The following is a 24,904-nucleotide window of genomic DNA, read 5'->3' on the forward strand; positions in this document are numbered from 1 at the left end:
GTCCACAGTTCGAACCGGTTTCGCGTCGCTGGAGAGGGTGTTCGGTATGGGGAAACGGTGGCAGGTTCCCGGTGTCGCGCTCTAGGAAACCCTTGCGTCCGCAGCGTTCGCGTGCCAGGCTGTTCAACTATGACTACAGGAAAGGCGGACACCGCCACCGTCGCGTGAGCGCCGCACCGATTCGCTCGTCGGCATCACATCGAGCGACATTGCCCGAGAACTTCAATCTCTTCGATGAAGACAGTCTGGCCCTGGAAAAGATCCGCGACGTATGGCTCGAACGCGGATTGTGTACTCGTCCTGCTGATCGAACCACCGCAGAAGCCTCTGTCGCGCAACTGTATCGGCGCTCCGGGCTCCCGAAACCGGAGTTCGTCTGGGTCCCGTCGCCGTCTGCTGGTTCGGACCTGATCGTCACCGAAGGACTGTCGACCAAGATGTCATTGGACGGCACCGGCCTCGACTGCGCTTCCGGGTATATCGCGAGCATGTTTGCGGCATCGCGCCGACGCATGGACGCGCGAATCGAATGTCGGAGAACTGGCTGGCAGATGGAACGCCGGCAGGGGGAGCGCTTGATCAGGGCGTCCATTTGGGAATCGTTGCACACCACGCTGTTCGACGGCGTCGCAGCTGCGATACGAACGATGTCGACTCCGGTGGCCGGGGAAGTGACCTGGTACGGGCAGCAGGACGCACATCGAATCGCGTACTACGACACATGTCATCGATTCGGTCTTGCGACTTTCCGCTCGGAAGACCGTGAACTCCTCGACGTGCAGACCGCACTGGCCGACTCGACCGGGTGGTGGTGGGCGTTCGACGACGTGTGCATCATGGCGGAACGACCCACCGCCTTACATGCCGAACCGATTCCGGGCAGCGCGCAGGGAGCACGGCGCTTGCATCATTCTGATTCCCCCGCAATCGAATTCGTAGACGGTACACAGGCGTTCGTTCTACACGGAGCGATCGTTCCAGACTGGGTAGTGCTCGACCCCACCGCCGAACGCATCGCACACGAGCGCAATGTAGAGATCCGTCGATGTGCAATCGAGCGGATCGGGTGGGATTCCTACATCGAGCTGGCGGGCCTGACACTGGTCGACCAAACCGACGATCCCGGTAACGCCGGTTGCCTGCTGCAGCTCTACGCGTCGCCGGAGGGCTGGGGTCGAAGTGGACGGATTCTCCTCGCGGTCAACGGTTCTCTCGAACGCGACGGGCATCGGCGTCGATACGGCCTTCACGTACCCGGATGGTTTACCTCCGCGTTGGATGCCGCCGGATGGACTTACGGCATCACCGGTACCGACTATTCCCGTCTCGTTCGTCGAACCTGAATCTCGAACCCTCTACCCTCAATCCTCAAACCTTGGGTGATACTTATGAACTCGAACATGACCTTGTCCGCTCTCACCAGCCTCACCGGCCTCGATGTCTTCGACTACCTGGACCAGGAAGTGTCCATTCCTGTGATCGACGGACTCCAGGCGCAAGGCGATCTCATCGTGATCCCGTTTTCGCTGCTCGCAAATATCGTGGCGCCTCTGCCATGGACACGCTCTGTGAGAGTGCCGCTCTCCGGCGTGGAACTGCTGCGAAGTGCGGCGGGAGGGAACCCCCACAGTCTGGTTGCAGACGAAGGGGAGTGCACGTGGTCGACGCCGGTGAAAGATGCTCGGGGCCTTGCACTCGGCGTGCTCGACACCCGGGTGACCGCGTACCTCATCCACCCGGAGCACGGCGCGACCGGTATCGCTCCGGGGCGATACGTCATCGGCCGGCAGCAGGAAAGGGGCGTCGGGCGTGCGCGCGGTGCGGTGATGCTTGTCGCCGACTGACACGCCGGCCTCGAGTTGGCGGGGAGTGGGCACCACTTGCGTAGGGCGAGCACCGGTTTCCGTGTGCTGGACGGTGTGTTGGGTCGAGGGAAAGGGTGCTCGGTCGGCAAAGGCTCCCGCACAAACACGAATGCCCTCACCGTGACGGTGAGGGCATTCGCGTGTGGTGCGCTTACTTCTTGCGGCCAGGAGCCTTCGCGCCGGCCTTGAATCCGAGTCCGCCTGCCTTGGGGGCGGGCGGCGCGGCAGCAGGCGCCGGAGCTTCCGCGGGTGCGGACGCCTCAGGTGCTTCGGCGGGTTCTGCCTTCACAGGTTCGGCCTCGGGAGCCGGGGCCTCAGCAGCCGGCGCCGGGGCCGCAGCGGGAGCTGCCTTCCGGGCACCGGGAGCCTTTGCGCCCGACTTGAATCCGAGTCCGCCGGCCTTGGCAGCAGGCGGAGCCTTCGGGGCTTCCGCCTCGGCGGCCGGAGCCTCTGCCGGTGCGGCCGGAGCCTCTGCCGGAGCAGCAGCAGGTGCTTCAGAAGCAGGAGCAGCCTTTGCTCCAGGAGCCTTGGCCCCGCCCTTCATCTGCAGTCCCTTGCCGCCGGGTGCCTTGGCGCCGGACGCCAGGCCCAGACCCTTCGGCTTGGCGACGGGTGCAGCAGCCTCAGCAGCCTCAGCTGCCGGAGCAGCAGCAGGTGCTTCAGAAGCAGGAGCAGCCTTTGCTCCGGGTGCCTTGGCGGCGCCCTTCATCTGCAGTCCCTTGCCGCCGGGAGCCTTGGCCCCGCCTGCCAAGCCGAGACCCTTGGGCTTTGCGACAGGTGCTGCCGGTGCAGCAGCTTCGTCAGCGGGAGCTTCCGCGCTTGCGGCGGGAGCCGCCTTCTTGGCGCCGGGAGCCTTTGCCCCGCCGGCCATTCCGAGCCCCTTGCCGGGTGCCTTGGCACCGGGAGCTTTTGCACCTGGTGCTTTGGCGAGGCCCTTCATGGCCAGACCCTTGCCTGCCGGTGCAGCCTTGGCTTCCGGAGTCGCGGCAGCTTCCTCGACTTCGGCGACCCGATCCTGCTCGACGGTCTCGGCCTTTGCCTCAGCAGCGACCGGTGCCTTCTCGCGCGGGATCACCTTGATGTTCTCGCCGAGCTGGGCGGGATCGAGACGAGTGACGGAGTTCAGCATCAGCTGCGCGACGTCGACGACCTCGACGCCTTCGCCCTGGCCTTGCTCCTGGCGGGCAGTGACGCCGTCGGTGAGCATGACGCGGCAGAACGGGCAACCCGTGGCGATCTTCTTGGGGTTGGTGGAGAGCGCTTCGTCGACGCGGTCGACGTTGATGCGCTTGCCGATGTTCTCTTCCATCCACATGCGAGCACCACCGGCACCACAGCACATGGAACGTTCGCCGTGACGCGGCATTTCGACGAGCTTGGAGCCTGAGGCTTCCATGAGTTCACGGGGAGCGTCGTAAACCTTGTTGTGGCGTCCGAGGAAGCACGGGTCGTGGTAGGTGACGTCTTCGCTCACGGACGCAACCGGGATCAGCTTCTTCTGGCGCACCAGACGGTTGAGCAGCTGAGTGTGGTGCACGACCTCGTAGTCGCCGCCCACCTCCGGGTACTCGTTGCCGAGGGCGTTGAAGCAGTGCGCACAGGTGACGACGATCTTGCGCTTCTTCTGCTCGATACCGTCGAAGACCGAATTGAGCATCTCGATGTTCTGCATCGCGAGCTGCTGGAACAAGAACTCGTTGCCGGCACGACGTGCGGAGTCGCCGGTGCAGGTTTCGTCGGCGCCGAGGACCATGAACTTCACTCCCGCGGTGGCGAGGAGTTCGGCAACGGCCTTGGTGGTCTTCTTGGCACGGTCTTCGTAGGCGCCGGCGCAGCCGACCCAGAAGAGGTACTCGTAGTCCTCGAAGCTGTCGGCGTCCTTGCCGAAGACGGGGATCTCGAAGTCCATCTCGTTGATCCAGTTGAGGCGATCCTTGGAGTTCTGACCCCAGGGATTGCCCTTGTTCTCGAGGTTCTTGAACAGGCCGGCGAGCTCGGAGGGGAACTCCGATTCGATCAGGACCTGGTAGCGACGCATGTCGATGATGTGGTCGACGTGTTCGATGTCGACGGGGCACTGTTCGACGCAGGCGCCGCAGTTGGTGCAGCTCCACAAGGTTTCGGCGTCGATGACCGGGGCCATCTCGCCTTCGACGGTTTCACCGACGAGCTTGCGGTCGGCCTCGAGGCGTGCCGCCTCGGGGATGGCTGCGAGGGCGCCTTCCTTGACATTGCCTTCGCTGTCGACGAGACCGATCTCGTCGCCGCCCATGTCCTTGCGTCCACCAGCGAGCAGGTACGGGGCCTTGGCGTAGCCGTGGTCACGCAGCGACATGATGAGCAGCTTGGGAGAGAGCGGCTTTCCGGTGTTCCACGCGGGGCACTGGGACTGGCAACGACCGCACTCGGTGCAGGTGGTGAAGTCGAGCCAGCCCTTCCAGGAGAAGTCTTCGATGTTTCCGGCGCCGAGAGTGTCGGTGTCGGGGTCGACGTTCTCCATCGTCAGGACTTTGCCCTTGGACATCATGGGCTTTGCCGCGCCGAGGGCGACGGTGCCGTCGTCTTCACGCTTGAAGTAGATGTTGAAGAACGCCGAGAAGCGGTGCCACGCGACGCCCCAGGTGATGTTGCGGCCCACGATCGCGAGCCAGATCATGCCGGTCATCAGCTTCACGAATGCGAACACCGAGATCATGACGGGGCTGGCGGGAAGCAGTTTCGCGACCTGCATGGTGAAGAAGTCGGTCCACGGGTTGGCGTGACCGTAGGTCGCGATCTTGCCTGCCTTGACCATGATCATGCCCAGGCCCTCGAGCAGGACGATGCCTTCGATGACGTAGGCAGCCTTGAAGTTGGAGCCGCCGAAACGGGACAGGCGCGCGGGCAGACGCGGGTGGTTGAGCTGACGGATCACGATCAGCGTGGTGATACCGATGACGGTGCCCAGGCCGAGGATCTCGTCCCACAGGTGCCACGCCCACGTGTTACCGAAGATGGGCCAGTGGAATTCGGGGTTGAACGTCTGGCCGTAGGCCTCGAACCACAGCAGGAACCCACCGAGGAAGCCGACCATGACGAGCCAGTGGGCCCAGCCGACGCTGCGGAACTTGTTCATGCGCGTGTGCGCGATGAACTCGATGATCATCTGCTTGAAGCGAGGGAAGAACGGGCGCCATCGATCGGGTGCCGACTGGCCGATGCGCACGGTGTTGAACATCCTCAGCGCGCCTGAGAGGAAGATGTACCAACACACCAAGCTCAGCAGAGCACCAATCGTGCCCAACGTAATCGTCAGGGCATTCATGTCGCGGCCTTTCGTTTCAGGGCGACGCGTCGGCCACCTCGGGACAGCCCACTGATACTAACCTGCGTTATGTTACCCGCCAGTAACTAGCATTACCAGCCTGTAGGTACCGGCTGGTAACCGCTCGTGGCCTGGAGAGATCGATCTTCTGCGTCGGACGGGCTGGGCCAGACGCAGACATGTCTGGTCGTCACGTTAGGCGGTGCCCGTCAGGTGTCCATCTGTCAGGCAGCCCTAAGTCGGGTTCCGAGCAGGTGAGAACAACCGACCGGCTGTTATCGTTACGCCCGTCACGCACAGGGGAAACGGGTGGTGTGAGTCATCGACTGACGCCCGCCCGATCCCGGGGAGGATCAAAAATGTTCATTCGAAAAGCTGCGGCCGTCGCAGCGATGACCATTGCCGCTACGGGCATCGCTGCAGGTACTTCTTACGCAGCTCCGGAGACGTCACCCGACGTTTCGTACACCGCCGAGGTCGTCGACCAGGCCGTTGTCACCACCATCGACGCCGGAGCATTCCGGGTCTCGGGCGACGGAACTCACGTCGACTTGCAGAACAGCCAGGGCGCAACTCTCGTGAGCCTTCCGCTCGCGTTCAACCTCGGCGACGTTCAGTTCCCGTTCGACGAGACCGTCAGTGAGGACGGCAAGACCCTCACCCTCAAGCCGAACCTGGACCCGGCCAGCTCCAAGCCGAAGCCGGTCGCTGCCGAGTTCACCCCGGTTGCTTCGCCTGACGAGGATCAGAAGGCAATCGAGAAGTTCCAGTCACAGCTCGGGCTTGCCACGCAGATCGGTAGCCTCACCGGCACGATCGTCGGGGCGGTCATCGGTTGCATCGTGGGTCTGCCCGGCCTGGTCGTCGGCTGCCTGCCCGGCATGGTCACAGGGGCCGGTATCGGTGGAGTCGCCGGTACCATCCTCGCCGGTGGCGGAACCGCCGTCGTCGCGGGCTTGGACCTGATCAAGGTTCTGAACGCTCCGGCTGGAACAACTCTCTTCCAGTAGAACGTCACGAATGCCGAAACGGGCGCCACACCTTCAGAAGGTGTGGCGCCCGTTTTGCTGTCTCGAGGAATGCGTGTGATCAGTAGTCGCGAACCTTCAGGCCTGGGTTGGCGGCGAGGATGTCGTTGATCGGCGTCGCGTACTGGGTCGGGGCTTCTTGCCCGAACAGTGTCTCTGCCTGAGCGATCTCGCACAGGGGAGAGGTGGCGACGTTGGACGCACTCGTGATGCCCACTGCCAACGTTCCGGAGACGATGGGGCCACCGCTGTCACCCTGCAGGACGCAGATGTTGGTGGTGAAGCCGTTGTCGAGGGTGTGATCCAAAACCTTTGCGACGCGGTTGACGCCGGTGACGACGCCGCAGCTGAAGCCTGTGGTCGATCCTGCCTTGCAGACCGGGGCGCCCACGACAGGATCGGCGGTACCGGTGATGTTGACCGAGCGGTTGAACGGGACCCGCACGCTGTTGTTCTCGAAGCGGTACTTCGCGTTGTCGTCGATGTTGATGATCGAGTAGTCGCGCCCGTCGAAGCTGCTCTTGGCGAAGTACCCGACGCGGGGCCCGGTCTGGTTGTTCACCATCGGGAAGACCTGGCTGGAGTTCGAGGTGCCGGCAGCGGCACGGTTGGGATCGCAGTGACCGGCGCTGATGTTGACTGTGCGTCCTGAACCGTCGGTGCCGTTGAAGCCGAACGAACAACGCAGTCCAGTGTTACCGGAGGTTGCGCCGAAGGCGTCTCCGCCCAGTGCGGCGTCGCCGGTTGCGGATCCGGTTGCGGGGATGAGGTCCGCGACGATCGGGGGAACCAGTAGCGGAGCAGCGGTATGGACGACGGTCCGCTTCAGGAACTCAGGCAATTCGATGCCGGCGGCAGGATCGGCGGTGAGGGCGACTCCGTTGCCGACGACGTCGACGGCAATGCCACGCACGAGGTCTGCGACCTCGGCAGGCTGCGAATCGAGCCAGGTGTTGAGTGCCGAGAGTTGACCTTGCAGAGCCTGCTCGCTCTGCGCGACGTCCTTGACCTCGAAACCGGCCTTCTCGGCGGCCTCGCGGGCAGCATCCTTGTCGCGACCGTCAGCGAGAGCGACGATGCCCTTGCCGAGGTCGTCGAGCCACACTCCGGCAAAAGAGTCGGGAAACTGGACGCGCGCGATGGCGGCGAACTCCGCGAGCTTCTGCGCGAGTTCGGAACGCGAGACGAACTGGTCGGGCGTCAGCGCCAAGTCGTGCTGTAGGGCTTCGGCGAGTTCGACGGGCAGATGGGCTGCCTGATCGGATACCCCGGATTCGTTCGGTTCTGCGTTCGCGACCGCGGTAATCGGTCCGAGGAGCAGCAGCGCGGCCGAACCGAACACTGCGGCGCGACGTGCGATGGAGCTTCGCATGTGGGCCTTTCCACTTCGTTGACCGCGTACCACCCCCCTGGGAGCACACGGATACGGCTCACGGACTTGTGGTGAGCCGATCACAGTCGACCATGACTATATGGGTTCGAACGCGCTATTCCCACCCGTTACATGAGCAGACAGCGCTGACCCCGACCGACAACAGCACTGTGCCCGCCGATCGCGAAACGGATCGGCGGGCACAGTGCGTGAATCAGTGGTTGGTCAACCTGCAGTGCGGACGCGGATTCCGGCACCGACACCGCCACCGGAAGCGCGATCCGCCGCGTCGAGGATGTCTCCGACCGGAATACCCAGATTCGAGGTTCCACCGGAGGTCGCCAGTACCAGGTTCGCTTCGTTGCAACTGGGTGCTCCGCTGCTGTTGGAGCCGCTGGTGATGCCCAGAGCCAAGGTTCCGGAGACGATGGCGCCGCCACTGTCCCCGGCGAGGGTGCACGCGGTGCCGGCGAATCCGCGAACGGTTCGTGAATCACCGTCCGCCATGACCAGTTGAGTTTCGACGCGATCGGCTGCCACGACACCACAGGTGAAGGACGACGTCTGGCCGGACTTGCAGATGGGAGCGCCGATCACGGGACGTGCCGTTCCGGTGATCGCGAGGGTGGTCCCGTTGGCACCGCGGACGGCAGCACGGTCGAGGCCCGCGTCGATGCCGGACTGGTCGAACTTGATGACCGAGTAATCGAGATCGCCGGCGTTGTTGCCGACGGAAGACTGTGAGAATGCTCCGATCAACTGACTGTCGTCGACGTTCGCGTGATTCGGCAGGTAGACGGGCGACTTCGAACCCTCGGCCGGATTGCAGTGTCCGGCACTGATATTGAGAGCATTGTTCTGATCGTCGACGGCGTTGAACCCGAACGAGCAGACCGAGATGTTCTCGGTCGGTGTCTCGCGAATGGGGCCTGTCGACGTGATGTAGGTGTCGCCGCCGAGTGCTCCGGGATCAACCGATCCGCCGCCGTCCGGGCTGAGAACGATCTTGGTGTTCTCGAGCAGGGTCGGAAGATTGAGCGCCTGCCCGACGGGGCTGTTCGCGACGTCGATGACGACCTGGTTGTTCAGGACGTCGATAGTCGCCGAATTGACTGCGCGTGAGATTTCCTTGGGCAGCCCGGCAATCCATCCGTTGACATCGGCCAGCGTCTTCTCGAGGGTGTCGGCGGAGACGGGGGCGACGTGCGTGCGGTAACCGTCGTCGGCCGCGATGCGTGCAGCTTCGGTGGTGGTGACGGCTACGACGGGTTGACCGTCGAGTCCCATCCACGAGCCGGCGTAGTCGCCAGGGCGCTCGGACTTGAATTCCTGGGCGTATGCACCGAGTTCCTGAGCTTTGGCAGCGCGGTCCAGATACTCCTGTGGGGAGATCTTCAGATCGCGTGTGATCGCCTCGATCAGCTCAGCCGGAAGCTGATCTGCCCCGAGCTGTTCGACATGCGTGTCGGAGGCGGGCTCTGCCGATGCCGTCGTGGTGAATGGAGCTGCGAGCAGTAGTGCCGAGGCGCCGACCACAGCGGTGCGGATCGCCAACGAGTTACGCATGAAATCCCTTCAAGTCCCCGGCACCGAGCCGGTAGGTACCGCACCCACCATAGGGGAAAAGTTTCGACGACGAATATGTGCCTGTTGTCGGCAAGTCGAATTATTCTGTCTAACTTGGCATTCCGGGTCTCGGGGCCAATGGCATGACGGGCATGTCGGGATTCGGAACCACCGGATCGGTTGTGTCGGTCGGGTTGGACGGCTGCGTCGGCGTTGTCTGTGTATCAGTGGGGGCGGTCACGGCGGGAGTGTCCGGGGTATCCGGATCGACCGGATCCAGCGGTCCGACGACCGGCGGCAGGTTCTCGATCCGAAGGGGATCGATCTGGATGGTGATCGGCGATCCCTGTTGCGCGGGGACGTTCGCCGTAGTGGATTTCTCTGTACCGGTGCCCGGACTCACCGGAATGGGCTGGGATTCGGATGAGGTCGATTCCGCTTCGGATGCCCACGACTGCGCCGTCGGCTGCGCGCCGAGAGCGGGTACTTCCGGTGGGGGTGAGGTCGCTGATTGCGTGCCTGTCCCGGATGAACTCGTCGGGGTGGCAGCTGTGTCCGTCCCGGGGGACAGGGAAGATTGTGCGTCGAGAATCCTGGGTGCTGAAATGGTCGGAGTGTGTCCGATGATGACCGCTGCCGCGCAACCCGACACCGTCAGAAAGACTGCGGCGGCTGCTGCGGCGATGATCGGTCGGCGCTCCGACCGCCACTGGCGATTCAGCCAACCGTCGATGCTCGGTTCTTTCGTGACCGGTGCCTCCACGCCGGATTCCGGCTCCGGTTCGATCAGAACGAACGGCGGAAACTCTTCGGGGGTGTCTTCTGGCTCAAAATCGGTTGGCTGGGGTTCGGGACGGGTAGAGGTGATCGAGAAGGGTGCGGCCAACGCTGCGGCTCCGCGAGCAGCACGGTCGTCGGCGTCCGGATCCGCGAGCCAAGCCGCAGAGGCTTCATCTTCTGAAATCAGTTCGACGCCGTCGAGATTCATGCTGTCGAGTGCGCCGCGCAGTACGTCGACGGAATCGCTCGACCAACCCGCGGGGATCACCGCAGAGATGTTCAGGTTCTGATCGGTGAGTGTTCGGACTTCCTTGACCAGGCAATACATTGCTGTCGCTACCAGTTCCTCCCCTCGCGTCATGTGCTCGGAGAAGTTGTCGGTATCGTCGGTGCCGACCCTGTCGAGGAACCCGCGCAACCCGGTGGACCCCGCCGCGGTTCCGCCTAGCTGCACGGTGCCGTCGGGGGCGTGGTGCAGAACCGATTCGCGTTCGAGGGTCACCAGCTCCGAGTCAGGTCTCGCGATCGCAGCAATGCTTCGTTTGTTGCCGACGGCGAGTCCGACTCCCCACTTCATAGCGATCCCCGTTTCACAGTTACCGAACTTTGCTCGGCAGGCATGCCCTGATTCCTGTGAAAACTATCACTTAAACGAATATACGCAACCCTCTGGACAATATGCAGCTAACTACTTGTTCGGCGGTGTCATGCTGCGAAGGATGGTGAGCAGTTCCGAACGAGACTGCGCCCCGACGCGCCGCTTGATCCGTGCGACATGGTGCTCGACGGTTTTAGCGGAGATGTAGAGGCGTTCGCCGATTTCCCGATACGTCAGTCCGACGACGACGAGTTCGGCAACTTCTTGTTCGCGCTCGGTCAGCACCGACGGTGGCGCCGCACTTGTGGCGGTATCGGTTGCACTTGTCTCGGCCGTCGACGTTGTGCGTAGCGAGCGCGCAACGTGGAGCAGTGCCGTGGCCGATTTGGTGTCCGGGGTGCGCAGCGCTGCTTCGCCGGCGAGGCGAGCGGCGTCCCACGGGAGTCCGATCCGACTGAGCGTTCGTGCGGCGGCTTCGACACCGTCTGCGTCGACGTTGCCTTGCATGAGTAGGAGCCACTGGCGTCCGGCGATCGCCAAACCGGCTGCGTAAGTGTGAGTTTTGGCTGATTCGGCGAGTGTATGGGCGTGTGGGAGGAGATCGGCCGGCGACTGCGAGAGGATCGACGCCTGGACGCCGTACCAATGCAGCGGCGACGACCACAGCGGCGGCTCGCCGAGCGCGCGGAGGAGTGAGCGCGCGTCGTCGACGAGATGCTCGACCTGCTCGGTCTCCTCGAGCCGTACTGCCGCGAGCCACAGTTCGCCGATGGGAAGCAGATTGAACAGATCAACGCTGCAGGACGAGAGGGTGCCTGCCGCGCCCGACCAAGCTCGACGCAGCTGGGCGAGATCGCCGGAACGCCGAGCGAGACCCACGATCAGAGCATGCAGAAACAGTGCGTCACGCTCGCGGAGGGGGCCGCGGACTACCTCCTGCGGTAGGTCTTCGAGAATCGCGTCCTGCCCGCGGACCATCGCGATCCAGGCGCCGAGAAGGTGAAGTCGTGCCCACGTGTGACTGCTTGCGTCGTCGGCGGCGATCGCGGACGTGACGACAGCGGCGGCCCGTTCATGGGCGCCGTTGTGCAGGAGTGCAAGAGCTACCAGCGCCGGGGCGGAATCAGGCTGGAATTCAGATGTGTCGGCTCCGCCGGGGAGCGAGAGTGCGCGCGACATCGTGTTGAGCGCACTCGGTGCGCTCCCGGTGACCGATTGCATCAGTCCGTTGGCCAGTGTGGTAGCGCCGACCGTCGAGCTCGACGGTGATCCGGTGTGTCCGGTGAGCGCCGCGTTCGCGTCATCGACCTTGCCGATGCCGAGGAAAGTGATTGCGGCGAAGGGGGATTCGTTTCCGGTGCGCCCGGGCCCCAGCCAGGTGTAGAGATCTGCAGCGGCGCCGAGTTGGCCGCATGCTGCGGACGAAGCTGCGCGGATTCGCACCGCCGCAGCCAATCTCGCGTCGTCGAGATCGGGTGCGGCGATGACGGAATCGGCCAGACGGCAGGCAGTGTCGAGGTCACCACTGCGAGCCGAGACCTGGGCGTACAGCAGCGTGTCGGCCACGCCGAGAGGCTCGATCGAATTCACGCGGCGAAAGAGATCTGCCGCGACCGCCGGCGTGCTCGCCTCGACGGCGTCTCGTAGTACACCCGTGAGATCGCGGTGGCGGATTCCGGAGTCGAAAAGTCTTCGTGCTGTGTCGATATCGAGGGTTCTCGTGTGTGCGCGTGATTCGACGATTCTGATCAGCTCGCTGCGGATACGCCCGGTGCTCGTCGACTCGGCGAGCACGCTCGCGACGAGTGGTGATCGCGAACCGAACAGTCCGGTCGCCAGTGCCCGGTCGAATGCAGCTGTGAGGCTGAACTTCTCCTGTCCCAGATCGAGCTCGAAGGCGTCGATGTCCGGGACGGCGAGTGAAACTTCGAGGATCTCGCGCTCGATCGGATGCAGAGCGGTGACCTGGTGGAGGATGTGTGTGCGTATGGCGTTCGGCATTTCCGGGCGGCCTGCCGATGCGGCGGCGAAGTACGCTTCGATCGCCCCGAAGGAACCACCGGACAGATGCTCGAGCGCCACCACGGCGCGGTCGTCGAGCGGGACTCTTCGCTCGGCCGCGATCTTCCGAATATCGTTTCGGTTCAACGGGTTCAGATGCAACACGGTGCCGAAACTCGAGATGTTCGAGTAGATCGGTGCGAATGGTGGATCGATCCGATCGGAGGCTACGACAACTCCGAGGTCGTCACGTTGGACAAGCTCTTTCAGGGCACGGATTTCATCGGAGGTCAGAGCTTGCGCGTCCGCGATCACCACAATCGCGTCGGCGGGGACGTCATGCGTGACTGCGGTGACCACGGGCTTGTCACCCGATTCGATTCGCTTCCGTACAACCCTCGTCACTTGGGGCCGAGCGCTGGCATCGGTCCCGGTGACGAACAGGCGCAGTGGCGATGCAGTCAGGTCGACGTCGCGCAAAAGTCCTGCGATGAACGACGATTCGGTGCCGTTGTCACGGTTCATCGAAAGACCGCCGGTCAGCGGATCGGTGCGGTGACGCCGCCGACGACACCACCGACCACGTTTCCGACACCACCGACGACGTTACCGAGACCTCCGACCACGCCGCCGACTCCGTTGCCGACACCGTCGACCAGACCGCCGACTCCGTTTCCGATGCCGGTCGCAGCGTCACCGACACCGGTCCCGACGCCGGCTCCAGGCGCGGGTGCGGGTGCTGGTGCCGGGGCGGGAGCAGGTGCGGGCGCCGGGGCGCCGGGTGCGGCAGGTGCAGGCGCCGACGGAGCGGTCTCGCCCGGTGCGGGCGAGGATCCCGCCGGTGCGCCGGCAACCGGAACTGCCCCCGGCGCCGTCGTCGAGCCGCCTGCGGCAGCAGGAGAACCGGGCTGATTGCTTTGAGTGCCGTTGTTCGCAGTCGTGGATCCGGTGCCTGCCGCTTCCGCTGCCGTGGTGCTGCCGGGAGTAGAGCCCGCGGTGGTCGAAGCGGTCGAGGAGGTGGACTCGCTGGTGGTGTTCGCCGAACTGGACGGAACGTTGATCTTGTCCATGGCAGTTCCGATTCCGAGCCCGCCTGCGGCGAGCACGATGAATGCTCCCACCACTGCAGCAACGACGCCGACCCTCGACGAGCGTCGAGTCGCCGTGTTCTCTTCTTCGGTCGGCTCGGCAAGCAACGGAGTGGAGAAGGCGGGAACTGGTGCGGGCTTGCGAGACGGCTCGGCGGGAATCACTGCAGTGGCGGCGGCCGGTACTTGCGAGTCTCTGGCGTCGAGTGCGAGGGCCGCGGCGCCGGACGCCGCGCTCGACGCTGGATCGGCGTCGGCGATCACCGGGACACGAAGCTCCGCCGACAGTAGTTCGGCGACAAGGGGAATGGACGAGCTTCCGCCGGCCAGGACAACCTGATTGACGTCACTGGACTCGACGCCGGCAGATCGCAGGCTTTCGCGAACCAATGCCACCGATTCGGTGAGGGCGGGCCGGATCAGATCTTCGAGTTCGGAACGAACGAGTCGAACGTCGCTGACGGCACCGGGAAGCGCCACGCGGGCAACGGTTTCCGTCTCGGTGGAAAGTTCCTCCTTGGCTGCGCGGGCATGCTCGCGCAGAGTTTCCAGCGCTGCAATCGTCTCGGGTGCAAAGGGATCAAGGGTTGCGAACTGGTCGGAAACCGCATCGAGCAGGTGAACGGTGACGAGGTGATCGAATTCGTCGCCGCCGATGTCCTCGCTGCGCAGCGGCTTACCGAATATCTCGCTTCGTCCGTCGGTCGTGGACATCATCGTGACGTCGAGCGAGCGAGCACCGAGGTCGTAGACGACGGTCAGACCGTCGCTGACGACAGTTCCGGAAGCGGCGAGCCACGCCATGACGGCTGCGGGTTCGGCGACGAGAGTCGCCCCGTGAATTCCGGCGTCGTCCAGAGCGGACTCCATGGTGCGTGCTGTGTGGCGGTTCCACCCCACCGGGTGAGCCAGGACGACAGTTGGCCCTTCGTTACCGCCTGCCTGGTCTACCAGTGCGCCGACCGCTGTCGCCGCGAGAGCCTCGCCGCGGTACTCGGTACCGTCGGCGGCAAGTATCGGAATCGGGTCCCCGACGCGCTCGACAAATCCGGTGATGACGGATCCGTCGTCCAATTGCAGCGCACTGGGTAAGCGGACCTGTTGCGTTTCACCGGTCGAGCCGTCGGTGACAGCTACGAGAGTGGCCGAACCGATGCTGATGCCGAGCCCTGCCGCCATGAACGAACTCCCCTGGTCGTGGGCGACAGAAGGACTGTCGCGGTTGTCTGCGATGTCGGTTTCAGGACCTAGATCGTTACCGGATCGGAGGCGTCGCGACGAAGTAGGGGACCGATCCCCTAATCGGGGCAAATCCCCTATTCCGACCGGGCGTAGCCCAATGGGGGGCTTCCCCACCTGTCCCTGGAGAAGAGGGGGGTGCTCCCCGTTGGCCCCAGTCGCAAAAGTTCTTAGCGTTGATTCCACTCGCTACCTCTGGCAGCGCACCAGTTTCCGGACCACCGGCAACTACCCACCGGCAACAACCCGGTCAACGAACTTCAGGAGAACCCGCCATGGCAACGAACGCCGTACTCGAATTCATCCTCGGGCTACTTCGTGACGACGAGGCAGCTGCCAACTACTGCGCCAACCCGACCGCGGCACTCGATGCTGCCGGTCTGTGCGACGTCAGCCCCGCCGACATCGTCGCGGTCGCTCCGCTGGTCGCCGAGTCCGGACTCTTTGCCGGTGGCGGCGCCGACCTGTCCGCGATCGTCAACGCCGGTGCGTCCGCTGCCGGTGCAATCGGCGGCGGTCTCGGACTCGGCGGTGGTCTCGGTGGTGGACTCACCGGTGGTCTCGGTGGTGGCCTCGGCGGCAGCCTGGGTCTCGGCGCCGGTGCAGGAATCGGAGTCGGAGGCGCCCTCGGCGGCCAGTTCGACCTGGTCGGCGACTTCGCAGCAGCCCTCAGCGCTGCGCTTGCCATCGGTGGCGAGATCAGTGCCGAACTCGGCGCAGCCTTCGGCGCTGTGATCGAAGCCGGTCTCGGTTTGGGCGGCGCACTCGATCTCGAAGGAGCTCTCGATCTGGGCGCACAGCTCAGCGCGGCTCTGGGCGGCGCCCTCGGTGTGACCGGCGGTCTGACTGCGGAGCTGGGAGCAGCCCTCGACGCCGCGATCGGCGCAGTCGGCGGACTCGACCTGACGGCAGGGCTCAGCGGAGCTCTCGCACCCGTCTTCGCCATCGGTGGTGACCTCGGAGCCGATCTCGGCCTGGCTCTCGGTGGACTCCTCGGCGGCGCAGCAGACCTCAGCGGTCTCCTTGACATCGGCGGCGAACTGGGCGCGAGCCTGACCGGCGCACTGGAATCCGCTCTTGCACTCGGCGGCGGCCTGGATCTTGCCGGCGCTCTGACAGGTGACCTCAGCACGGCATTGTCCGGCGCGCTCTCGGGCGTCCTGGGAGCCGGCGGCACGATCGGCGCCGATCTGGGTGCATCGCTCGGCGGCGTCCTCGGCGCGATCACGGATGTCAGCGTTCTCACCGATATCGCGGGCGGCCTCGATCTCGGTGCTGCCCTGAGTGGCGCCCTCGGCGGAGCACTCGGCGTCGGCGGCGGTCTGGAAACTGCATTGGGCGGCGCACTCGACGCAGCACTGGGTCTCGGCGGCGGACTCGACCTCGACGCCGTACTCGGCGGCGGCGCAGACCTCGGCGCGCAGCTCAGCGCGGCACTCTCCGGCGCCCTCGGTGCCGGCGGAACGGTCGGAGCCGACCTGGGTGGCGCACTCGGTGGACTGCTCGGGGGAGCACTCGACCTCGAAGGTGGTCTCGGCGCAGACCTCGCGGCAGCTCTGGGCGGAGGCGCGAATCTGTCGACGGCCCTCGAGGGTGTTCTCGGTTCGGCACTCGGCGTCGATGCCGGGCTCGCGGGCGGTCTCGGCGGCGCTCTCGACGCAGCGCTGGGCGCAGGCGGACTTACCGGAATCGACCTCGGTGGTGCACTCGGTCTGGGCGGTGAAGCAGGCTTGGCAGCCGGTGTCGCTGCGGCTCTCGACACCGCCCTCGCAGGTGCAGGCGGCTTGGGTGCTGTCGGTTCCGTGGGCACGGACCTGACCGGCGCGCTGGACGGTGCGCTGGGCGCGGGCCTCGGGCTGGGGGGCTCTCTCGACAGCGTTCTCGGTGCCGAAGGTGCACTCGGTGGAGCGCTGGACACGGCACTGAACCTCGGCGGAATCGACACCGGTTCGATCGGTGCCGACTTGCCCTCCGTCGACCTCGGCGCTGTGAACCTCGGCCTGATCTCCGCTGAACTGCCTTCCGTCGACCTCGGAAGCATCGCGGCAGAAGGCCTGAACCTTGGCGGTGTGACCGGCGACCTCGGAGCAACTGTGGGCGGCGCGCTGGACGCAACAGCAGGTCTCGACGCGGCCACGAACGCTGCGGCCGGTTTGGGTGGGTCGCTCGGCGGCGCACTGAACGGCGTCACCGATCTCGGTGGATCGCTCGGCGGGGCTGTCGGAGCAGTCACCGACGTGACGGGTTCGATCGGTGCCGACGCAGCCGCAGCTGCCGGTGGCACAGTCGACGGCGGCGGTACCGTTGGCGGCGGCGGAGTCGCTGACCTGGGCGGATCCCTCGGTGGAGCAGTGAGCGGAGTGTCCGATCTGACGAGTTCGTTGACCGGTGCGCTGAACCCGTGGTCGTCGATCGATGCGACCGATGCTTTCGGTTCGGGTTCCACTTCGGGTCTGAGCGCCGATACCGAACACTCGCTCTTCGCCGAGGATTCGGTTGCAGCGCCGGTCGATCCCATCGACCCGGTAGCGGTTGTCGATCACCTGCATCCCTGATCTGCTGACGCAGGAACTGAAATCGGTCAAAATGACCTGATGTAACAAATCCGGCCCCTGCGTGCGCTATGCGTTCGCAGGGCCGGATATTCGAGTCGGGAAGAATTGCGGGTCAACGTAGCTCATGAGTGATTCAGCGAGTCAGGTAAGCAGCCGGAAGGCGCGCGTCGCGTCGTCGACGGCGTCGTTGCTCGAACGAACAGCCGTCGTGGCGAAGGATTTCGGGCGCACGGATCTGGTGCGTCGACTCGAGAACGCTCAGGCGAGGGTCAACGACCCGCGTATTCGCATCGTGGTGGTCGGACCCCTCAAGCAGGGCAAGAGCCAGTTCGTCAATTCTCTGCTCGGCATCGACGTGTGCTCGGTCGGTGACGACGAGACCACGGCCGTGGCGACGGTAGTTCAGTACGCGGAGACCGCGGTCGCCGAACTGATTCTCGCCGATCCGGGTGCGGCGCCCATTCGGGTGCCCCTCCCGCTCGAGGAACTCATGGGGATCACCCCGGCCACGCCTCGCGCCGAAGGGCGTGAGGTTCTGCGTGTGGAAGTGGGTGTTCCCAGTCCGCTGTTGGCCGACGGTTTGGTTCTGATCGACACCCCCGGTGTCGGCGGTCATGGAAATCCTCATGCTGCAGGAACATTGGGATTGATCACTGCGGCCGATGCAGTGTTGGTTCTGTCGGACTCCAGCCAGGAGTTCACCGAACCGGAGCTGGGATTCATCCGCCAGGTCGTCAATCTGTGTCCTGCGGTAGCCGGGCTGATCAGCAAGACCGATCTGTACCCGCACTGGCGGCAGATCCTCGACGCCGATCGCGGACATCTCCAGCGTGCCGGGTTGGATCTGCCGCTCATTCCGATCTCCTCGGTACTGCGCTCGCACGCGCTGAGGCTGGGGGACAAGGAACTCGAAGCGGAATCCGGATTTTTGGACCTCTATCAGTTCTTGCGGGACAACGTCGTTGCGCGTGCCGAATCGAATACTCGACGCGCAGTTGCGATGGATGTGCGTTCTGCGGCAGCGCATCTGACGTTGGAGATGGGCAGTGAGCTTGCGGCGCTGAAGGATCCGTCGACCGCTCAGGCAGCGGTCGCGGGACTGCAGCGTGCCCGGGCAGCGGCCGAGGAACTGCACAAGAAGACCTCACTGTGGCAGCAGAGCCTCGGTGACGGCATCGCAGACCTCGCCGCCGACATCGATCACGACCTCCGGGACCGGTTGCGCCGGGTGACCCGCCAGGCCGAGGAGACGGTCGACGAAGGCGATCCCGGTAAGGACTGGGACGTCGTGGGGGAGTGGCTCGAACAGGAGATCGCCACCGCGATCGGTGACAACTTCGTGTGGGCGCATGATCGCGCACAGTGGCTGGCAGAAGTTGTGGCGCAGCACTTTGCGGAGACCGGTGACGTCGCGCTCCCGCATCTCGACGTCGCCGACACCGACGGTTTCCTGGAACCGGTCGGTGCATTGGCGGACCTCGAATCCGGCCGAATCGGCATCACTCAGAAAGTCCTGGTCGGCATGCGCGGCTCGTACGGCGGCGTGCTCATGTTCGGCTTGATCACCACGATGATGGGCATGGCTCTGGTCAACCCGATCTCCATCGGCGCCGGGGTTCTGCTGGGCACCAAGGCTTATCGTGAAGACAAGCAGGCTCAGGTGCTCAAGCGTCGCGCTGAGGCGAAAGCGGCTATCCGACGGTTTGCCGACGACGTCAGCTTCCAGGTGGGCAAGGAGTCGAAGGACCGCCTGCGCCTGGTGCAGCGACTCCTGCGGGATCACTTCACCGACATCGCCGAGCAGGCGCTGCGCTCGATCAACGAATCCCTCCGCGCCACTCAGGAAGCCGCGCAGTTGGAATCGAGTGAACATGCCGCTCGGATCAAGCGTCTGGAGACCGACATGCGCGTCGTCGCGGAGCTCGACGCCGTTGCCGGAACGCTGATCGGCGAAACTCCCGCTCCTGCCTCGGCAAAGGTGACCAACGCATGAATGCCACGACCACCGTGACCGCAGTGGAGTCGGCACACGCCCTGATCGACCACGCCAGACGTGCCTACGCCGATCAGCCGCAGACGCGCGCCCAGTTGGAAGAATGTGCGGCCAGGCTCGACGAGCCACTCCGGGTGGCGCTCGCCGGCTCCCTCAAAGCGGGTAAGTCGACGCTGCTCAATTCGCTTGTCGGACAGGATATAGCGCCTACCGACGCGACGGAATGCACACGCGTCGTCACCTGGTATCGGAACGCGACGACGCCGCAGGTGACCGCGACGGCCGAGAACGGTGCCGAGTTCAACGTGCCGGTGACGCGCCGCGACGGCAGGCTCACGTTCGATCTGGGCGAGTACACCGCAGACTCGGTGGACCGCATCGACGTCGACTGGCCGTCTTCGGCATTGGCTCGTACGACGATCATCGACACACCGGGCACCTCGTCGCTCTCGACCGAGGTCTCGGCCCGCACCTGGGACATGCTCGTTCCCGACGGTGAGGCACCGGGCGCGGATGCAGTGGTCTACCTCTTGCGGGCTCTCAACGCCAGTGACATGCAGTTCCTCGGGAAGATCGCGGATCACGTGGGCGGAGAATCCGGGCCACTCGGAGTGATCGGAGTGCTCTCGCGTGCCGATGAGGTCGGCGCAGGCAGGCTCGACGCGTTGTCTTCGGCGAAGGACGTCGCGGCGCGATTCGCCGAGGAGTTGGAGCGAACCGGCCTGTGCCAGTCGGTGGTTCCGGTGGCAGGTCTACTCGCGCTCGCTGCTCGGACGATGAGGCAGAGCGAGTTCGCGGCCTTCTCGGCGCTCGCGCAGGTTCCGGCCGAGGATCTGAGCCTTGCACTGCTCTCCGCGGATCGCTTTGCCAGGCAGGACAGTCCGCTGCCGGTCGATGCGGCGATGCGGGCGCAATTGGCCGATCGGTTCGGGCTCTTCGGAATTCGCCTCGCCGTGACGTCGATCAAGTTGGGGGCGACCGATTCACCGTCCCTGGCGGCCGAATTGTTGGAGCGCAGCGGCCTGGACGAACTGCGTCAGGTGATCGACGTTCAATTCGGGCAGCGGGCAGATCAGCTCAAATCGCACACGGCGCTGGTGACGCTGGGAAGAATCCTCGAAGCCGATCCGAGCGAGGAAGGCGATCAGATCGCGGCGGAGGCGCAACGGTTGCTTGCCGATGTTCACGGCTTTCACGAACTTCGCCTGCTCGGGCGTCTTCGTTCGGTACACACGGATCTGCCACCCGACGACCTGGCACAACTGCAAAGACTGATCGGCGGCTACGGAATCCGGGCCAGTGACCGGTTGGGCTGCGAACCGGAAGAATCGCCGGAGGTGCAGCGTGCGCGGGCCACGGCGGCTGTCCGCAGATGGCGCGAGTTGTCCAGACATCCGCTCTTCGACAGGTTCACCTCGCGCGCCTGCCTGGTCGCCGCCCGCAGCGCCGAGGGCGTCCTGGCTGAAATTGTGCCCGAATAGGGACCCGTTCACTATGCGAGCGCCGGACGAGGGTTCTATCTTGAGTTCGGGATGATCCGGACATAACTCCCAGGTTCGGGTCCCACCTCGATGGGAGCACGCGCATGGCGAGTGACATCAAGTCCGCTTCACCGGATCGAGCCACCCTCGTCCTGGGGACGCTCATCCTGGTCGCTGCGGTCGCGAACCTCAATCTCTCGGTCGCGAATGTCGCTTTGCCCGATATCGGGCGGGCTTTCGACGCCAGTCAGACGCAACTGAACCTGATCGCGGTCGGCTACTCGCTGGGCCTGGCCGGAACGGTGCTCTACCTGGGGGCCTTGGGAGACCGATACGGCCGCAAGATGTTGCTGGTCACCGGCATGGCGCTGTCCATTCCGGCGTCGATCGTGGCGGGATTCGCCGGGAACTTCGAAGTGCTGTTCCTCGCTCGGATAGTCGGAGGCGTCTCGGCAGGTCTGGCGTTCCCGACCACGCTGGCAATCATCACGGCGTTGTGGGCCGGACCGGCACGAACCAAGGCGATTGCCATGTGGTCGGCAATCGGTGGCGCGATTTCAGCACTCGGTCCGATCGTCTCGGGGGCGCTGCTCGAGCAGTTTCACTGGGGTTCGGTCTTCTTCGTCACCCTTCCCTTGGCCCTTGTGGCACTGATCTGTTCCCTGGTGTTGGTTCCCGCTCACGTCAACGAGACGACCGAGCGAGTCGATCACCTCGGCGGCATAGTGTCGATCGTCTTCATCGGGGCTCTGGTGTTGTCCATCAACTTTGCGCCGGTGAAGGGTTCGGGCACGTTGGCTCTGGTGCTCGGGGCGATAGCAGTTGTCGCGGGTATCGGGTTCTTCCTGCAACAGCGACGCGCGGCCAATCCGCTGTTCGATCTTCACGTAGCTGCGCGCCCGACCTTCTGGGTCGCGGCGGTGGGTGGGTTGGTCGTGTTCGGTTCGCTCATGGGCGCGATGTTCATCGGCCAGCAGTTCCTGCAGAACGTCCTCGGGTACTCGACGCTGGCAGCCGGTGCGGCGATCATTCCGGCTGCGCTGGCGATGGTGATCGTTGCGCCGCGCTCGGCGACCATGATCGAAAGGTACGGCGCCCGCGTCACGCTGCTCGCCGGCTACCTGTTCGTGGTTCTCGGGTTGTTCGTCGCGCTGTTCCTGTGGAACGAAAGCACACACTATTGGCAGGTCGCGCTGGCCTATGCGCTTGTCGGCATCGGCGTCGGTCTGGCCGGTACACCGGCATCGCGTTCGCTGACCGGATCCGTTCCCGTGCACCGCGCTGGTATGGCGTCGGGAACTTCGGACCTGCAACGCGACCTGGGCGGCGCCATCATGCAGTCGATTCTCGGCGGAATACTCACGGCCGGGTACGCAAAATCGTTGGGAAATGCGATCTCGTCCTCGCCGAACGCATCCGAAGTGACTCCCGAAACTCAGGCCGCGCTCACCAAATCCTTCTCCAGCGCCGAAGTTCTGGCGGAACGCTACCCGCAATACGCGGAGCAAATCATGACCGCCGCCAAAAACGCCTTCCTGGACGGGGATACAAACGCCTACATCGCGGCGATCATCATCGTGTGTGCCGGTGCCGCGGTGGTGACGTTCTTCTATCCGCGTCGCGAGCGCGAACGAGTTCTGCTGGCGCAGTACGCGGCGGAATCCGATCTAGCCGCGGAGAAGAGTTGAGCGCGCTCTGGTAGTGATGAGGGATGCCACAGCTACTTCTCATCGATTCGTCCGCCGAACTCCACCACTCGACCTCACGTGATCTGACCGCACTGTTCGCTCAGCAGTGGTCGAAGAACAGTCCGGATCACACGACGGTGACGTTGGACCTGCACCGGGATCCCTTGCCGCACCTCGCGGACGCGGCCCTGCACTATGCACCACGCTTGCGAGTCGAGGGCGAGATTCCGGATCCCGCCGCGGAAGCACTCCAGGCTCGGGTCATCGAGCAACTTACCGCTGCAGACGTCGTCGTGATCGGTGCGCCGATGTACAACTGGTCGATCCCGTCCACGTTGAAGGCGTGGATCGACTACGTACACGTCCTGGGGACTACGGTCCCTTTCGACACGCGTACTCAGCCTCTGGCAGGTAAGCCGGTGGTGATCGTCTCCAGCCGCGGAAACACCTATGCGCCGGGCTCGGGAAACGAGGCCAACGATCACACCGTCCCGCCACTCGTTCAGGTGCTCGGGGTGTCGATGGGAATGGATGTCTCCGTCATCACCACGGAACTGACTTTGGCGCAACGTATTCCGGCGATGGCACCTCTGATCGAGCAGGGTGACGCGAGCCTGCGTGCTGCCCGGGAGTCGTTGACCGAGCTGGCCCGTACCTTGGGGGCCTGATCAAGAAGTTCGACCGGGTTCAGGTGAGAGACGAGATCATCGACGCCACGTCTGACGGTTCTACGTCGTAACCGGGGAAATAGCAGCACACTTCGTCGGCATGTTCGCCGAACCGCCGCCGAATCTCGGTGGCGCACTCTTCGGGAGTGCCGACGACGGCGAGTGTGGTCAGCATCGGATCGGTGATCAGCGACGCCATCTCGGTGTAGCCACCTCGCTTCGACAGGGCATTGAGTTCCGGTTGGACCTCGCCCCACCCTTCGACGTCGAGCACCGGACGGTATGCGGGCGTCGAACCGTAGAACGAGAGCAGGGCTCGGACGCCTCTGGCGGCCGCGGCAAGTTGATCGTCGCCGCGGCCGACGCCGACGATGACCTGCGGGATGATCGTGAATTCGTCTCGGGTGCGGCCGGATTCGCGAAGACCGGCACCGACGGCCGGAAGTGTTCGTTCGAGGAAATGACGTTGCGTGTGGAACGGCATGACCAGTAGTCCGTCGGCCACCTCGGCAGCCGTCCTGGTCATCACCGGTCCGAGCGCACCCATCAGGATGGGCGGTGGCCCATAGGGGTTGGGGCCTGGATCGAACGTCGGAGGCATCAACGTGTGGGTGAAGAACTCGCCGCGGAAGTTCAGCGTCGAGGTGTTCTCCCACGCAGTGAAGATCGCCTTGACCGCTGCGACCGTCTCCTTCATGCGGGCCGCCGGACGCGACCACGTTGCGCTGTAGCGTTTTTCGATGTGCGGTTTGATCTGCGATCCGAGACCCAGTCGAAAGTGGCCGCGACTGAGCAACTGCAGGTCGTTGGCCGAATGCGCCAGATGCATGGGACTGCGGGGGAATGCGATGGCGACGTTGGTCATCAGGTCGAGGTCGACGGCCGATGCTGCTTCGACGAGCGGGAAGAACACGTCGTGTGGTCCCTCGAACGTGAACAGGCCACCGGCGCCGGTCTCCGCGAGTTCACGGCTACGAGCAGCGCCCGCGCCTGGCGCGGAGTCCAGTTGTACGTGAACCTTCATCGGCGTCCCCGCAGCCAGGTGCTGACACCGGGAGCGAACGGAGCGATCGCCGCCACCGCGACCAGGGCGCAGTAGAGAATCGGACCCCATCTCAGAACTCCGGCGCCGATGTCTGCTGCGCCGTCGACCAGAGACATGAAGCCGAGTCCGGCCGCGATGCTCACGACTCCCACGATCGCCGTCATCACCCGCCCGGCGTTCTTGCGTGCGCGGAGGAGTTGAAGGCTCATGAGTGCGAGCAGGACCAGGACGAGAGCGCCGCCGCCGCTGCCCGCGAGTACGACGGTCACGGCATCGGAGATGTCGGTGGACGAGTATCCGGGATTGTCGCGCGCAGTCGATTCTTCGAGAGCCGATCGGACGTCGTCGAGGCTGGTGACTACCACTCCGGCGATTCCGGCCAGGACGACGAACGAGCCGATCCAGGCAGAGGTAGACAATGTCACGGCTTTGGGTGTCTCGTCGCTCGCTGCAGGTCGGAGCGGCCGAACCGAGACGTCGGGTCGCTCGGGTGCCGGGCGTGGAGGTGACGGGCGAGGAGGTCGCGCGGGAGAATTGTCGGGATCGGTCACCGGCCGATCCTAGCCATTCGGAGAGATACGGAAGTGATGTGGCGCACTTTTCCGGCTTTTCGGGGAAGGCGGGAACAAATCT

16 protein-coding genes are annotated in these 24,904 nt (G+C 64.6%); 8 read left to right on the plus strand and 8 right to left on the minus strand.

Features of this window, described 5'->3' with window-relative positions; all coding sequences use genetic code 11:
* Window positions 1-164: 164 nt before the first annotated feature.
* Window positions 165-1,343 (plus strand): DUF6745 domain-containing protein, encoded by a 1,179-nt coding sequence (locus A0W34_RS06600; RefSeq protein WP_063314857.1) that lies wholly within the window; start codon window positions 165-167, stop codon window positions 1,341-1,343.
* A 45-nt stretch (window positions 1,344-1,388) separates the two neighbouring features.
* Window positions 1,389-1,844 (plus strand): hypothetical protein, encoded by a 456-nt coding sequence (locus A0W34_RS06605; protein WP_081558761.1) that lies wholly within the window; start codon window positions 1,389-1,391, stop codon window positions 1,842-1,844.
* Window positions 1,845-2,016: 172 nt separating this feature from the next.
* Here A0W34_RS06605 and A0W34_RS06610 read toward each other — a convergent pair whose 3' ends face one another.
* Window positions 2,017-5,169: a (Fe-S)-binding protein gene (locus A0W34_RS06610; protein ID WP_081557504.1), complete on the minus strand. Its 3,153-nt coding sequence runs from the start codon at window positions 5,167-5,169 to the stop codon at window positions 2,017-2,019.
* A 359-nt stretch (window positions 5,170-5,528) separates the two neighbouring features.
* Here A0W34_RS06610 and A0W34_RS06615 point away from each other — a divergent pair, with 359 nt between their 5' ends.
* Window positions 5,529-6,179, plus strand: coding sequence for a glycine zipper family protein (locus A0W34_RS06615; RefSeq protein ID WP_003943407.1), 651 nt, complete (start codon window positions 5,529-5,531; stop codon window positions 6,177-6,179).
* 79 nt (window positions 6,180-6,258) lie between these two features.
* On the opposite strand, the gene A0W34_RS06620 is transcribed toward A0W34_RS06615, so the two are convergent.
* The 5 genes from A0W34_RS06620 to A0W34_RS06640 form a co-directional block, all read right to left on the minus strand.
* Entirely contained in the window at window positions 6,259-7,569 is a 1,311-nt protein-coding gene (locus A0W34_RS06620; protein WP_054187117.1) for a S1 family peptidase, read from the minus strand.
* A gap of 225 nt (window positions 7,570-7,794) precedes the next feature.
* Complete coding sequence (locus A0W34_RS06625; RefSeq protein ID WP_054187118.1) at window positions 7,795-9,135, minus strand: S1 family peptidase; 1,341 nt, start codon at window positions 9,133-9,135, stop codon at window positions 7,795-7,797.
* A 109-nt stretch (window positions 9,136-9,244) separates the two neighbouring features.
* Window positions 9,245-10,492 carry a hypothetical protein gene (locus A0W34_RS06630; RefSeq protein ID WP_081557505.1) on the minus strand — a complete coding sequence of 416 codons (1,248 nt, stop codon included), beginning with the start codon at window positions 10,490-10,492 and terminating at the stop codon, window positions 9,245-9,247.
* 111 nt (window positions 10,493-10,603) lie between these two features.
* Window positions 10,604-13,039, minus strand: a complete 2,436-nt coding sequence (locus A0W34_RS06635; protein WP_081557506.1) for a LuxR C-terminal-related transcriptional regulator — start codon at window positions 13,037-13,039, stop codon at window positions 10,604-10,606.
* Between the two features lie 14 nt (window positions 13,040-13,053).
* Entirely contained in the window at window positions 13,054-14,781 is a 1,728-nt protein-coding gene (locus A0W34_RS06640; protein WP_042452235.1) for an Hsp70 family protein, read from the minus strand.
* A 335-nt stretch (window positions 14,782-15,116) separates the two neighbouring features.
* On the opposite strand from A0W34_RS06640, the gene A0W34_RS06645 reads away from it, so the two are divergent.
* The 5 genes from A0W34_RS06645 to A0W34_RS06665 all read left to right on the plus strand — a co-directional run bounded on the left by A0W34_RS06645 (window position 15,117) and on the right by A0W34_RS06665 (window position 23,226).
* Window positions 15,117-17,396 (plus strand): IniB N-terminal domain-containing protein, encoded by a 2,280-nt coding sequence (locus A0W34_RS06645; protein ID WP_081557507.1) that lies wholly within the window; start codon window positions 15,117-15,119, stop codon window positions 17,394-17,396.
* Between the two features lie 124 nt (window positions 17,397-17,520).
* Window positions 17,521-19,389, plus strand: coding sequence for a dynamin family protein (locus A0W34_RS06650; protein ID WP_075832496.1), 1,869 nt, complete (start codon window positions 17,521-17,523; stop codon window positions 19,387-19,389).
* The gene (locus tag A0W34_RS06655; RefSeq protein ID WP_075832498.1) at window positions 19,386-20,870 is read left to right on the plus strand and encodes a dynamin family protein; all 1,485 of its coding nucleotides are present in this window, start codon (window positions 19,386-19,388) and stop codon (window positions 20,868-20,870) included. Before A0W34_RS06650 ends, A0W34_RS06655 begins: the two co-directional genes overlap by 4 nt.
* Window positions 20,871-20,974: 104 nt before the next feature.
* Window positions 20,975-22,558 (plus strand): MFS transporter, encoded by a 1,584-nt coding sequence (locus tag A0W34_RS06660; protein WP_054782100.1) that lies wholly within the window; start codon window positions 20,975-20,977, stop codon window positions 22,556-22,558.
* A gap of 23 nt (window positions 22,559-22,581) precedes the next feature.
* Window positions 22,582-23,226, plus strand: a complete 645-nt coding sequence (locus tag A0W34_RS06665) for an FMN-dependent NADH-azoreductase (RefSeq protein ID WP_081557508.1) — start codon at window positions 22,582-22,584, stop codon at window positions 23,224-23,226.
* 19 nt (window positions 23,227-23,245) lie between these two features.
* Here the strand turns inward: A0W34_RS06665 and A0W34_RS06670 are convergent, their stop codons facing one another.
* Complete coding sequence (locus A0W34_RS06670; RefSeq protein WP_042926298.1) at window positions 23,246-24,250, minus strand: TIGR03617 family F420-dependent LLM class oxidoreductase; 1,005 nt, start codon at window positions 24,248-24,250, stop codon at window positions 23,246-23,248.
* Window positions 24,247-24,822 carry a hypothetical protein gene (locus A0W34_RS06675; protein WP_039972689.1) on the minus strand — a complete coding sequence of 192 codons (576 nt, stop codon included), beginning with the start codon at window positions 24,820-24,822 and terminating at the stop codon, window positions 24,247-24,249. Before A0W34_RS06675 ends, A0W34_RS06670 begins: the two co-directional genes overlap by 4 nt.
* Window positions 24,823-24,904 lie beyond the last annotated feature (82 nt).

This window comes from Rhodococcus sp. BH4, from assembly GCF_002079265.1.
Taxonomy (GTDB): Bacteria; Actinomycetota; Actinomycetes; order Mycobacteriales; family Mycobacteriaceae; genus Rhodococcus_F; species Rhodococcus_F qingshengii.